Here is a 13,221-nt window from a genome sequence, read left to right as displayed (position 1 = left end):
AGACTTTAGAAACAAAACACCAACCATTTATTTACCTGAGAACCATCATGTCTGACCAACAAACACCAGCAGAGTTACCACAAGACGAGAATTCAATTATCGCTGAACGTCGCGCCAAGCTTGACGCGATTCGTAGCAAGGGTGTCGCATTCCCAAATGATTTCCGTCCTGCGCATAAAGCTGCTGATTTGCAAGCACAATATGCTTCCAGCACACGCGAAGAGTTAGAAGCACAAAACGTTGAAGTGTCCGTGGCAGGTCGTATGATGCTCAAGCGCGAAGCTGGTAAGAAAGCGGCCTTCGCAACCTTGCAAGATGCGTCTGGTGTAAAAGCCGATGGACGTATTCAGTTGTACGTCACCAGCGACAAAACTGGCGAAGCCGAGATGGAGGCGTTCCGTCATTATGACTTGGGTGACATCCTTGGCATTGAAGGTGTTTTGTTCAAAACGAAGACCGATGAATTGACCATCAAAGTCACCAAGCTGCGCCTGTTGACGAAGTCTTTGCGCCCTCTGCCGGACAAATTCCACGGCTTAGCGAATCAAGAAACCAAATATCGCCAACGTTATGTTGATTTGATCATGAGCGAAGAAACACGTCGCACATTCAAAGCACGTACAGCAGCGATGAGTTCAATTCGTAACTTCATGAATAATCACGGTTTCATGGAAGTGGAAACACCAATGTTGCACGTGATTCCTGGTGGTGCTGCTGCTAAACCATTCATCACACATCACAATGCGCTCGATATGGAAATGTATCTGCGTATCGCTCCAGAATTGTATTTGAAGCGTTTAGTGGTTGGTGGTTTTGAACGTGTGTTTGAAGTTAACCGCAACTTCCGTAACGAAGGCGTATCGCCACGACACAATCCAGAATTCACGATGATGGAATTCTATGCGGCGTATGTTGATTACAAATGGTTGATGGACTTCACCGAAGAAGTGATTCGCAAAGCAGCGATCGATGCGCATGGTACTGCCGTCTTGACTTATCAAGGTAAAGAATTGGATTTGTCTAAGCCATTCCAACGCTTGACCATCGTCGGTGCCATCAACAAATATGCACCGCACTATACCAATGAGCAGTTGAGTGACGCAGAGTTCTTGAAGACAGAGTTACTAAAGTTTGGCGTGAAGCCTTTCGCCACTGCCGGCCTCGGCGCTTTGCAATTAGCCTTGTTTGAAGAAACTGCTGAAGCGCAATTGTGGGAACCAACTTACATCATTGACTACCCAGCAGAAGTGTCACCGCTGGCGCGTGCTTCGGATACCGTTCCTGGTATCACGGAACGTTTCGAGTTGTTCATGACAGGTCGTGAAATCGCCAATGGTTTCTCTGAATTGAATGATGCGGAAGACCAAGCAGCACGCTTCATGGCGCAAGTTGCAGCGAAAGACGCTGGTGATGAAGAAGCCATGTATTTTGACGCCGATTACATCCGTGCTTTGGAATACGGTTTGCCACCAACCGGTGGTTGCGGTATCGGCATTGATCGTTTGATGATGTTGATCACAGATTCGCCTAACATCCGTGACGTGATCTTGTTCCCGCACTTACGTCGTGAAGAATAAGCGATCGCTAGCAAATTTAAGACAGCTTCAAGACAACAATGGGTGCTCCGGCACCCATTGTTTTTGTTACCTCAACATACCGTAATTAGGCTAGTTCACTACTTAGCGCTAAGCCACTGAGGAAAGCATTCTCAACCCGCCCTGCACCCTCCAATCCTGCTGCAAACCAATCACCACATACTCCAATCTTCGTCGCAGCATCCCAAAGATGGCTTTGCGGTAATGGTTGATGTGCCTGGGAAAAGCGCCAACGATGCGCTTCCGCGTAGATTGGCTGTATTGGGGAACCGGTCGCTTCGTGAAAGGCTTTCATTAGCTTCTCTTTGGCGCGCTCATGTTCATCTTCCAAATGCTCCGCACTCCATGCTGCAGATGCGTGACAGACCCAACGTTCACCTGCACGATGCTCTGGTTTAGAGGTGTCGCGTGCAATCCAAGCCAGACGCGAATCCTCAACCCAAGCGCCGTCATACGGTAAATTGAGTGGATTCTGAAAAGCCAGCATCAGCGCCCAGCAGGGTTGCATATGCACGGCAGCGACTTGAGGACCGAGTGCGGCATGATCTTTCAAGAGCACGGCCGCTTGTTCGGCGGGAATCGCCACAATCACAGCATCAAAAGGGCCGGCGCTCGCTGGAACGGGGATCTCATCGGACTTAACCGATAAGATCCATTGATCGCCATGCGCACTAATCGCTTGAACTTGTTGTTCGAGACGCACATCGAGACCGTGCGCCAATTGTTTGCCCAATGCGTTCATGCCCGGAATTGGCACGAATCGTTGCGGCGCTTTGCCCTTTGTTTTGTTTTCTTGGACTTTGCCGTGGGCGATCGTCGCTAGTTGACTATCCCAGGCTGTGACCCATTCCAACTTACGCCAATCATTCACTTCTTTTTTGAAACGCTCAGAGCTAGCGGTGAAATACTGAGCCCCAAAATCAAAGCCACCAAACTCGGTCTGACGAGTGCACATACGACCACTGACACCCCGACTCTTCTCATACACCGTTACATGATGCCCTTGTGCTTGGCATTGTCTAGCCGCTGTAAGTCCTGCTAATCCTGCACCGATGATGGCCACCTGCATATCTGATCTCCTTGTATTTTTAAATCGAGGCACTTACTACTTCTTATTACTTCTCACTGCTTGAATCTCGCTACTGCTTGCCGCTACCTACTTCGTACTTAGTTTGCCGGATCTTTTCTGTCCATGAGGAGACATTCAAAACGATTGCGATTTGAGATAAAAGAAAAAGTACGGACAAAAAAAAGCCCACGTGCTTGCGTGGGCTTGCTTTGCTTAGTCTGCTTTGTCGTCTTCAACTGGCCAATCGCGAATATAGGCTTTCAACATCTTGTTCTCAAAACTCTGCGCTTCCAAAACTGCACGCGCCACGTCATAGAAAGAAATAACGCCCATTAAAGTTTTCGCATCCATCACCGGTAAATAGCGAGAGTGTTTTTCCAACATCATGCGACGTACTTCGTTGACTTCCGTTTCAGGCGTGACCGTCATTGGATGGTCATCCATATACTTGCGCACTGTACCCTCGCCTAATTCTCCTCCGTTTTTCGCGACGGCACGGATCACTTCACGGAAAGTCAGCATACCGACCAAGTCACCAAACTCCATCACGATCAAAGAACCAATATCTTTCTCTTCCATGAAATTCACGGCTTCTTTCATGGGCGTATCAGGGGTAATCGTGAATAAGATATTCCCTTTAACCTGCAGAATCTCTGAAACTTTCATGCTGTCCTCCGTCGTCGGTGATGCGCTTTCGCTGTAGTGAAGAATCCAAGCTGGAATGCGGCGAAACTTCGTGCTTTGGCTTGCTCGTAGGACAATGTATCGCATGCACGCTTAAAAATCTAGTGATTCTCCTCAAGAATTTTGCAATCCACACAATTATTTTGAAGAATTGATGCTTTTTCAAAAGACCACTCCTGTCAAGACTTTTCAAAAACACGAGCAGTGCGTACGATGTCGCCATTCACATTCGGAGAATACCAATTTATGAGCGGTCCAAAATACCCAGGGTTCGACACCCTCTCATTACACGCTGGTGCCGTCGCTGATCCGGCGACAGGTGCGCGTGCAACGCCGATTTATTTCACGTCGTCGTTTAACTTTCGTGATTCTGATCATGCAGCCTCTTTGTTCAACATGGAACGCGCAGGCCACGTCTATAGCCGTATCACCAACCCGACCAACGCCGTGCTCGAAGAGCGCATGGCAGCGCTTGAAGGTGGTGTCGCGGGGATTGCCGTCGCGAGTGGTCAAGCAGCGCTGCATTTAGGTCTCAGCACCATCGCCGGCGCTGGCTCACATATTGTCGCTTCACGCGCTTTGTATGGCGGCTCTCACAATTTGTTGGCCTACACTTTGAAACGCTTCGGCATTGAAACCACCTTTGTTGATCCGCGCGATCTCGATGCTTGGCGTCAAGCGATTCGCCCCGAGACCAAAGTCTTATTCGCAGAAACCTTGGGCAATCCTGGCCTCGATGTCTTGAACATCCCAGCAGTCGCTGAAATCGCCCATCAGCATCATTTACCTTTGATGGTCGATTCCACATTCACGACTCCGTATTTGCTCAAACCATTCGAACATGGCGCCGATTTGGTATTTCATTCAGCCACCAAATTCCTTTGCGGACATGGTACGGCCATTGGTGGTATTTTGGTCGACGGCGGCACATTTGATTGGCAAGCCGCGTACGATAAGAGTGGACGTTTTGCGGAGTTGTGCGAGCCGTATGAAGGCTTTCATGGAATGGTGTTTGCGGAAGAGTCCACCGTCGGCGCCTTTTCATTGAGAGCCCGACGCGAAGGCTTGCGTGATTTTGGCGCATGTATGAGCCCGCACAATGCATTCGCCATCTTGCAGGGAATCGAAACCTTGGGTTTGCGTATGGAACGCCATGTTGCCAATGCACGCCGTGTGGTGGAGTTTTTGGCATCCCATGCTGCTGTGGAATCGATTTCCTACCCCGAACTCGAAAGCCATCCAGACTATGAATTGGCAAAGACCTTGTTACCCAAAGGCTGTGGCTCGGTGTTCTCTTTCAATATCAAAGGCGATCGCGCAGCGGGACAACGCTTTGTCGAATCGCTCAAAGTATTCTCGCATTTAGCGAATGTTGGTGATGCCAAATCCTTGGTTATCCACCCTGCGTCCACCACCCATTTCCGTGTGCCAGCCGAACAACTTTCCGCTTCAGGCATCAGCGAAGGCACCATACGGCTGTCCGTCGGTTTAGAAGACGTCGATGACCTCATCGAAGATCTCAATCGCGGTTTGAAGATGGCGCAGAAAGGAAAATAAGATGCAGTTACAGATTCAACATAAATCCGTGTATGCCTATACCGGAGGCAAAGCTTTCAACCCCAATCTCCCCACCGTGCTTTTGGTGCATGGGGCGCAGAATGACCATTCCGTGTGGGCAATGCAATCACGCTACTTGGCGCACCATGGCTTCAGTGTTCTCGCTCTTGATTTGCCAGGTCATGGACGTAGTCAAGGACCGGCCTTGCATAGCGTCGAAGTGATGGCGAAGTGGTTATTAGAAGTCATCGAGTTGAGCGGTGTGCAACAAGCCTTCGTCGCGGGGCACAGCATGGGATCTTTGATCGCTTTGGAAGCCGCTAGTCTTGCGCCAGAACGCATTCAAAAATTGGCTTTACTCGGCACTGCGTTTCCGATGAAAGTCTCCGACGCCTTGTTATTCGCCTCGCAGAATCACGAGCAAAGCGCGATTGATATGGTCAATATCTTTTCTCATAGCAGCAATGCGCATAAGCCATCTTGCCCTGGCCCGGGCTTTTCGGTAATGAATTCAAGCATGCGTCTGATGCAAAGAATCTCAGCAATCAATCCCGAGCAAGTTTTCTTTAACGATTTCACAGCCTGTAACGAGTATAAAAATGGCGAGAACGCAGCGCAAAAAGTGACCTGCCCAACTCTGTTTTTATTGGCAAAGCAAGATATGATGACGCCAGTGAAAGCCAGCGCCAGCTTATCGAATGCGATCACCAATAAGCAAATTCGTATCATCGAAAATTGTGGACATTCCATGATGACGGAACAAGCAGATGCAGTGCTTGACGCGCTTCATCAATTCTTCAAAACGTGAGCAGAATTCAGCGTTTGATCTTCCACTACAACTCAAGCTTGCTTGTTCCGCACGTGGATTGAAGATCGAGTGGATTTCAATAAAAAATCGGGGCGTCCTTTGGTCGCCCCCTTTTTTTTCGCTGGATACAAAGGTCTAGTGAAACTCAACCCACCTTTCAACCCAAACTTCAACCCAATCCTCAACCCACAACACCATTCAAATGAGTTTGCAATCGCTTCACTAAGTCTGCTTCTGCCACCGTACACAGATGGCGCAAGGTTTGCACTTGCTGACTATCCTGCTCCTCGTTCGCACGATGTGTCGCGCGCCGCTTCAAAACCTCCAGTGCTTCCCATTCGTGTAGAGCGGCCTCCAGCATTTGTACAGAGCGATGACAGTCACGTTGCATTGTGGCACATTCATCTTCCTTTTGCATTCGTTGCATCTCTTGTTCCTGCACTCTTTGACTGTGAATTTCAAGTGCGGGCCCATTCCAATAGGCGTGCTCTGCTTCGGTTTGGACCTGCTCACGCAGATGTTGAGTAGTCAATTGCATTTGCTTCGCTTTGAAGTCAGCTTCAATATTATTCACGAGGGCCTTTTCCGCTAGACTTAAGTAGAGATCCACATCGGTCTTGGTGCCAAATTTCACCAGAATCGCTACCATCTCAATCGCTAGAAACCACAGCATCCACCACATCATTTGAAAGCGTCGATAAGGATCCTCTTCCATTAATCGAGCAACTGCATAAAAATCTGCCGCGAAGCCTGAATGGGCACTCGCCTGCACACGCTTTTCTTGCTCGTCGAAGAGTTGATCGCGCTTACTTTGCGCCAGCTTAGTCTCTTCCAAGGTCAAGCGTTGTTGCTCGGCGACTTGCGCATGTTCTTTACTTTTAAGCTGACGCCAGTCCGCATTACGCTTAGCGATAGCGCTCTCCGCTTGACGGCACTGCTCTTTCGCCTGCTCGCGTTGATCCTCCAAAGCTTGAATTCGGGCATCAAGGACAAGATCAACTCCAGGACGCTCTCGTAACAAGCTGAGTCCACGTTGCTGCCGTGCGAGAGTAGCATCGGTCTTTTGCTGGCGTAACCAGCATTGCTTTGCGCGAATTTGAAAACTGGCGATGTCGGGTGCATCACTACTCATCGCTTTTTCTAGTCGCGTCAAATTGATTGCGTGAGCTTGGGACTCTTGTTCTAAGCGCGGCAAGTCCGCAATTGACGCCGTTACCTCTTTCGCGTCCTGTAGTCTGCGTTGTGTAATCTGTCCGATTTTGACATCAATCTCGGCTCGATTCGTTTCGACAAAAAACGGATAGACCATGACCGAAGCAGACATGAGCGCCAAGGCACTGCGCCAAGTTATCCCAAAGATCTTCTGCCACCACACTGCATCATGTTGAATACTAATCAGAATTTGTCGCTCAAGGCACCACTGAAAAACGGCCCACACCACGCCTGCGATTGATGCGCCAAGCCAGCTCATATTCGCCATCGTCGATAACATGTGACCCATGCCATATCCTGCGAATACGGCAAAAAATATCACCAGACTGCCGAGGCCATAATACTTAAACCGACCGCGCATAAAAACACGGTTTCCGCCTTGATTCCCGTGCTCACCAACCCGTTCGAGTACTTCAAAATCAATTGCAGCAGAGAGAGCAAGAAAACGTAAACTGGCTTGCCTTAGTCGCTCGATCAAGGGTTTCGAAGACTTCAAGCCATTTAAGTTTTCGCCATTCGGCATAGCGTGAGCGCGAAAATGTTTTTGATTCTGAGATTGCGTTTGACTGTCAGAATGAGCCGCTCTTTTTCCATCGAATCCTTGATCTGAATGCTGCGCAGAGACGAGCTCGCTTTGATCATCGTCCTGAGTGAACGATGATCTTTGAGAATCTGCCGATTGCATGATGACCTCACATGTTACGGAACAGAATCATGAAAGGCTGGCTCACGCTCAAGGTCTCAGGGCGATTCTTGAGCTTCACAATGCCCTTACCTCCTTCGTCACGTAGCACGGAGGCGATCGCTCGAAAATTGACGATGGTCGAGCGATGTATCTGCTTGAACATGGTCGGATCCAACACATCAAGCAATTCACGAATTGGCTTACGTAGTAGCGCCTCGCCCTCAGCTGTCATGACGACGGTGTATTTGTTGTCGGCTTTAAAGTAAGCCACATCATCAATCATGATTAACTTCGTCTCGGTACCCGAACTAGCAGTTAACCACACCAAAGGTTCTTTCTCACGCAAACCACCTGAAGCGATTGAAGAACTTCCGAGCTTCGCCAATAAATCCGACACTGCGCTCATGGCACTCTGTTTGGCATCAGTGTTTTGTGCCCGCATTTGCAATCGCTCTACAGTAGCAACCAAGCGATCATAGGCGACAGGTTTTAGAAGATAGTCAACCGCGCCTTTATCGAAAGCCTCAATCGCATATTGGTCGTAAGCCGTCACGAAAACGATTTGCGTAGCTGGGCTCACTTCTGCCATCGCCGCCGCGATTTCGATACCGTTCAAACCTGGCATACGGATATCAAGAAACACCACATCAGGTTGATGTGCAGTGATCTCTTCCAACGCGCTAGCACCATCATCACAAGCAGCAAGAATTTCCAAACCGGGCCAGGCTTTTTGCAGTTGCGTCAACAGGGCTTCACGTAACAAGCTCTCATCTTCAGCGATCACACAGCGAGTCATGATACTTCTCCCTTGATGAAGCTGGTCGGCACTGTAATCGTTGCTGCGACACCATTCGGGAAATTGGCCACAATTGAGAACTGTGCCGTATTGCCGTAGGCGAGGCGCAGTCGTTCTCTCACGTTGCGCAAGCCGATTCCTGTACCTGCGCTCTCCGCACTAAAGCCACGCCCATCATCTGCGACGGTGACAGCCACCATATTTTCATGAGCACGTGCCAACACCCAAATCGTGCCACCGCCACTCTTAGGCTCCAAACCATGTTTAATCGCATTTTCAACCAAGGTCTGCAACATCATGCTTGGGAAGAGCACCGGCTTCAAATAGTCGGGAATTTCATACTGCACATTTAAGCGTGAACCCATACGAATCTTCATAATATCGAGATAGGCGCGGGTCCGTTCAAGTTCTTCACCAATGGTCGACAAGGAATCCTCGGTGCGCGGCAAAGAATGACGTAAGTAGGTAATCAAATTGCCCAGCATCTCATCTGCTTTTGCAGGATCAGAACGCGTTAGCAGCTGTGCGCTCGCCAAACTGTTGTACAAGAAATGGGGCTCCACTTGTGCGTGCAAGAGATTCAACTTAGCAACTGAGAGTTCTTTCTCAGTCATGGTCTGCTTCACCTCTTCGCGCTCTTTGCTACGCATATCGCCGAGACGACGCATCAAAGCACGTGTGAAGGCCTGTACATTGTCGAGATTACTGCCTTGATCAAGAATAAAAAAGTCGGTCCATGTGGGACGCATCGGTTCACAAATCAAGGTCACTGCGCAGGAATCAACTCCGGGAGAAACCGTTGCGTAAATCTGATTATCACCACTCGATAACCAACGTAATGATGGATGTAAAGATTGCAGATCAGGATAATACAAAGGGCTACGTTTAATTTTCGCCCGTACTTGCAAACTATTCGCCGCGGCCTCTACATTTTGGGCACCCGGAAACTCTGTCACGGCTTTTTGCAAGAGCTCAAACGCTTCATCGGCACTGATAGGTAAATCGATCACACGGCGGTGACGATTCGCCAGCGTTGTTGAGTTGACGGTTTGATCAATCAAACGAACGCGACGCACGTGGGAAAAAGCTGCTACTGCTGCTGCACACACGAACATCAAGATCATCATCAGAAAGCCATCTGGTGGGCCGCGCCGCGCTAAGCCTTCAAAAATAAACAAGGCCAACAACATAAACACGGCACCCCACGCAATCGCCGTACGCAACATAAAGAAGAAACTGGCAAACATAATCACTCCTGGCTAATGAATTATGGGTGTAGCGTAGAGCAATCACTCCCCTTCATCAGCCGCAATCCGACAAAACCAAAAAAATAGAGACGAAAGCCTTGATCGTACTCATAAACGGTGCAGCCAAATTCAACGCAATTCGCAGACACATGGCGCAATTGCCGTTAATGCATGACTACTTTAAAATACTTTTCATGGGCGAGCGGCCGCACACACTGCCCACTCTGCGAGCATTTTACTTGCTCATCAGTGCGAAGCCATCCAATTTGATCGAGTTGACACACCATCATGTACAACATCCACCGCCGCCACTTTCTCGAAGCCATCATCGCCAGTAGCGCGGGATTGGGTCTCACATTGCAAACTTCCGCCGAACCACGAGCTCTGGCTGACAGTTCGCCTAAACAGGATAAACCAAGAGAAAACAGCAATATGCGTTTGATCTTATTGGGCACTGCAGGTGGTCCAACACCAAAGAAGAATCGAGCCGCGCCATCACAGGTGATTATGATCGATGGAGAAGCCTTTGTGATCGATTGCGGAAACGGCGTCGCACAACAATTTGTCAAAGCAGGCTTAAAGCTTGCAAGCCTTCGCCACATTTTCATCACACATCACCATTCTGATCACAATGCCGATTATGGCAATTTGATGCTGTTAGCGTGGGCTGCCGACTTAAATCATCGCATCGACACCTATGGGCCGAAACCGCTTAACCGCATGACGAAGTTATTTTTACAAATGAACGCCTTCGACATCCACACGCGCATAGAGGATGAAGGTCGAAGCAATTTAGTCAATCTCATATTCCCGCACGAGATCAACAAGAGTGGCGTCATCTTCGAAAATGGAAAAACCAAAGTGAGCGCGGTGCAAGTGGTACATCCGCCGATTACCTCAGCTTTGGCGTACCGCTTCGATCACCAGGGCCAATCGATCGTCATTTCGGGCGACACCAGTTACTCGCCTGAGCTTGTGAAACTCGCCCAAGGCGCCGATATTTTGGTGCACGAAGTAATGAATATCCATGCGCTCGATCGGCTTCTCGCTAGTGAAGCGCAAGCAACACGACTCAAGCAACATCTTCTCGACAGCCATAGCACCTTTGAGCAAGTCGGCCGCGTCGCCAGCGAGGCGAAAGTGAAGAAATTAGTCTTGTCTCATTTCGTCCCAGGCGGCGACCCTAGCATCACCGATCAAATGTGGATAGACGGCGTACGCCCTTTTTTTGATGGTGAAATCATCTGCGGACGTGATCTCATGGAAATCGCACTGTAATACACCAAGCAAGAGCTATTCACCTAGTTGCGGCAAGGCGATGGTGCGCAATTGAAAACGACCATCGGTATTGAATAGCCAGGTTTCGATCAGCTCTACCTTCCCTTGTAGCAGCAAGCTCGCCGGAGGCGCTGGAAAAGCTTGTGCCCTGCTGAGACTTTGCATCGCGGTGCCTTCCGTTTCTTTATCCTTATTACTTCGCAACATATCGCGGCTCAGTAACTTACCGCTGGCATCAATAGAAAACTTGATGACTACGACGGAGCGCAATAGGGCTTGAGGATTACTAACGTAGATTTTGTCAGGATTTTTTTGTGACAAGTGAATAGCAATTTCACGCTGGTAAGCCGTTAGATTAGCCGCCTTCGATGGCTTGACCACATCACTCTTAGTCTGTTCCAAAGGCTTAATCGTGCTTTTAGTCGGTTCGATTTTCTCTTTTTGAGGTGTTGGAGAAGCCAAGTCCGGCGTCGTACATGCGGATAGCAACAACAACAGTGATGCGATTAGTAGCGAATATAAAGAACACAGCACAAGATCAGAAGAGTACAGCGCACTAAGTATCTGGCGGTTCTTAGACTTCATTGTCCATCCTCCCAGTTAAAATATCACAAAGCACTGTAGGCAACGCTAGCATGCGGGAGCATACAATGTTACAGCGATGAGGCTACTTTTTCTCCGCGCGCTTTTGTTCTAGATATTGAGCGACTGCGCGCATTCCTGCATCGTTTGCGAAATCTAACGCCGTCATTCCTACCATGTTTTTTAATGATAGGTCGGCGCCCTCTTCGACCAATAGGCGCACCGCGGGCAAATCACCTTTGCGTGATGCCATCATCAACGGCGTCGTTTTATTGGGTGATTCGGCATCAATATAGGCGTGGTATTCGAGTAATACAGCGATGATTTGTTCATCACCAATTGCTGCAGCATAATGCAACGCAGTCCACCCCGTTTGATTCACCTGGGCACCCGCATTGATCAATTCAGCCACCCAGTCAACTTTACCGAGGTAGGCGGCCAACATCAGCGCAGTATCACCGTTCGACGCGCGTTGATCTAACTGGATTTGAGGATACGTAATCAAGTATTCAAAGACACGATAGGAATCTTCCCTGACCGCTAACATCAATGCAGTTTCGCCGCGGCCAGCTTCGGCTGTGTTTGCATCGACTCCTTGCCCTAATAATTCCCGAATGGTTTTGACATCATCAAATCGCGCCGCCTTCAGAAACCGGTCTTTTTGTTTTTGTTCTGGCGTAAGTACTTGCAGCGTTTGGGCTTCCGAAGCAACACTCATCATCAAATTGATTAGGATGACCGAGACCGCCACACACAAAATCATCGCCAGTTTCAAAAGCTGAGAGTTTGTGAAACACCAGCGATGCTGATGCTGAAATTGATCATTCGTGAGGGCAATCATGATCCACCTGAATTCAATTTGTGCTGGATGGCTTGGCAAACTGAAACAAATCGAAGAAATTCTGTGTCGTCACCTCTTGCACTTGCTTCAAAGGTAGTTGCTTCAAGTCCGCCAAGAACTCACCAACGTGTCGCACAAAGGCTGGTTCATTCATTTTGCCACGATGCGGTGCTGGCGCGAGGTAAGGCGAATCGGTTTCGATCAGAATGCGTTCGATCGGTAATGCTTTTGCCACCGCCTGCAAGTCCTTCGCGCTCTTGAAAGTCAAGATTCCAGAAAAGGAAATGTAAAAGCCCATGTCGACCGCCGCTTGCGCCACTTCCAAGGACTCCGTAAAGCAATGCATGACACCCGCAACACCACCTTGATCGGTACCTGCCCCCTCTTCACGCATGATACGAATCGTATCTTCAGCAGCGGCTCGGGTATGAATAATGAGAGGTTTGCGCGACAGACGCGAAGCACGGATATGTTGGCGGAAGCGTTCGCGCTGCCACTCCAAATCCCCCTTCAAACGGTAGTAATCGAGTCCAGTTTCACCAATCGCAATAATCTTTGGATGCTGCGCCAGTTCAACCAAACGTTCAGCGCTAGGGTCTTCGGTATTTTCGTAATCGGGATGGACTCCCACCGAGGCATAGATATGCGGATGTTGTTCAGCCAAAGCTAGTACTTGCGGAAAGTCTGGCAGATCTACCGAGACACATAAAGCGTGAGTGACGCCATTGTCTTGCATGCGCTGAAGCAAGGCTGGCATTTGCGCTGCGAGTTCTGGGAAGTTGATATGGCAATGTGAATCGATGTACATATAAAGACAAAAAATTGAAATCTGAATTGAAAAGCGTCTTGAATTGAGTCTTGTAATAG

At 49.1% G+C, this 13,221-nt stretch carries 12 protein-coding genes; 4 read left to right on the top strand and 8 right to left on the bottom strand.

Annotated elements, in window-relative coordinates; translation table 11 throughout:
• The first annotated feature begins 47 nt into the window (after window positions 1–47).
• Window positions 48–1,577: a lysine--tRNA ligase gene (lysS, locus tag RF679_RS09300; protein WP_309483927.1), complete on the top strand. Its 1,530-nt coding sequence runs from the start codon at window positions 48–50 to the stop codon at window positions 1,575–1,577.
• An 85-nt stretch (window positions 1,578–1,662) separates the two neighbouring features.
• Here lysS and RF679_RS09295 read toward each other — a convergent pair whose 3' ends face one another.
• The gene (locus RF679_RS09295; protein WP_309483926.1) at window positions 1,663–2,664 is read right to left on the bottom strand and encodes an NAD(P)/FAD-dependent oxidoreductase; all 1,002 of its coding nucleotides are present in this window, start codon (window positions 2,662–2,664) and stop codon (window positions 1,663–1,665) included.
• Window positions 2,665–2,877: 213 nt separating this feature from the next.
• Window positions 2,878–3,330, bottom strand: coding sequence for a CBS domain-containing protein (locus RF679_RS09290; protein WP_309483925.1), 453 nt, complete (start codon window positions 3,328–3,330; stop codon window positions 2,878–2,880).
• 264 nt (window positions 3,331–3,594) lie between these two features.
• On the opposite strand from RF679_RS09290, the gene RF679_RS09285 reads away from it, so the two are divergent.
• Both RF679_RS09285 and RF679_RS09280 read left to right on the top strand, forming a co-directional pair.
• Window positions 3,595–4,905, top strand: coding sequence for an O-acetylhomoserine aminocarboxypropyltransferase (locus RF679_RS09285; RefSeq protein ID WP_309483924.1), 1,311 nt, complete (start codon window positions 3,595–3,597; stop codon window positions 4,903–4,905).
• Window position 4,906: 1 nt separating this feature from the next.
• Window positions 4,907–5,713, top strand: coding sequence for an alpha/beta fold hydrolase (locus tag RF679_RS09280; protein ID WP_309483923.1), 807 nt, complete (start codon window positions 4,907–4,909; stop codon window positions 5,711–5,713).
• 181 nt (window positions 5,714–5,894) lie between these two features.
• On the opposite strand, the gene RF679_RS09275 is transcribed toward RF679_RS09280, so the two are convergent.
• The 3 genes from RF679_RS09275 to RF679_RS09265 are packed head-to-tail and all read right to left on the bottom strand — an operon-like array spanning window position 5,895 to window position 9,653.
• Window positions 5,895–7,610 carry a DUF4407 domain-containing protein gene (locus RF679_RS09275; protein WP_309483922.1) on the bottom strand — a complete coding sequence of 572 codons (1,716 nt, stop codon included), beginning with the start codon at window positions 7,608–7,610 and terminating at the stop codon, window positions 5,895–5,897.
• Between the two features lie 7 nt (window positions 7,611–7,617).
• Entirely contained in the window at window positions 7,618–8,406 is a 789-nt protein-coding gene (locus RF679_RS09270) for a LytR/AlgR family response regulator transcription factor (RefSeq protein ID WP_309483921.1), read from the bottom strand.
• Window positions 8,403–9,653: a sensor histidine kinase gene (locus RF679_RS09265; protein WP_309483920.1), complete on the bottom strand. Its 1,251-nt coding sequence runs from the start codon at window positions 9,651–9,653 to the stop codon at window positions 8,403–8,405. Before RF679_RS09265 ends, RF679_RS09270 begins: the two co-directional genes overlap by 4 nt.
• 288 nt (window positions 9,654–9,941) lie before the next feature.
• On the opposite strand from RF679_RS09265, the gene RF679_RS09260 reads away from it, so the two are divergent.
• Entirely contained in the window at window positions 9,942–10,931 is a 990-nt protein-coding gene (locus RF679_RS09260; protein ID WP_309483919.1) for an MBL fold metallo-hydrolase, read from the top strand.
• 15 nt (window positions 10,932–10,946) lie between these two features.
• Here the strand turns inward: RF679_RS09260 and RF679_RS09255 are convergent, their stop codons facing one another.
• From RF679_RS09255 to RF679_RS09245, 3 genes are all read right to left on the bottom strand, one after another.
• Entirely contained in the window at window positions 10,947–11,516 is a 570-nt protein-coding gene (locus tag RF679_RS09255; protein ID WP_309483918.1) for an energy transducer TonB family protein, read from the bottom strand.
• Window positions 11,517–11,598: 82 nt separating this feature from the next.
• The gene (locus RF679_RS09250; RefSeq protein ID WP_309483917.1) at window positions 11,599–12,354 is read right to left on the bottom strand and encodes an ankyrin repeat domain-containing protein; all 756 of its coding nucleotides are present in this window, start codon (window positions 12,352–12,354) and stop codon (window positions 11,599–11,601) included.
• A gap of 13 nt (window positions 12,355–12,367) precedes the next feature.
• Window positions 12,368–13,162: a TatD family hydrolase gene (locus tag RF679_RS09245; RefSeq protein ID WP_309483916.1), complete on the bottom strand. Its 795-nt coding sequence runs from the start codon at window positions 13,160–13,162 to the stop codon at window positions 12,368–12,370.
• Window positions 13,163–13,221 lie beyond the last annotated feature (59 nt).

This window comes from Undibacterium cyanobacteriorum, assembly GCF_031326225.1.
GTDB lineage: Bacteria > Pseudomonadota > Gammaproteobacteria > Burkholderiales > Burkholderiaceae_D > Undibacterium > Undibacterium cyanobacteriorum.
This window is presented reverse-complemented; position numbering and strand designations above follow the sequence as displayed.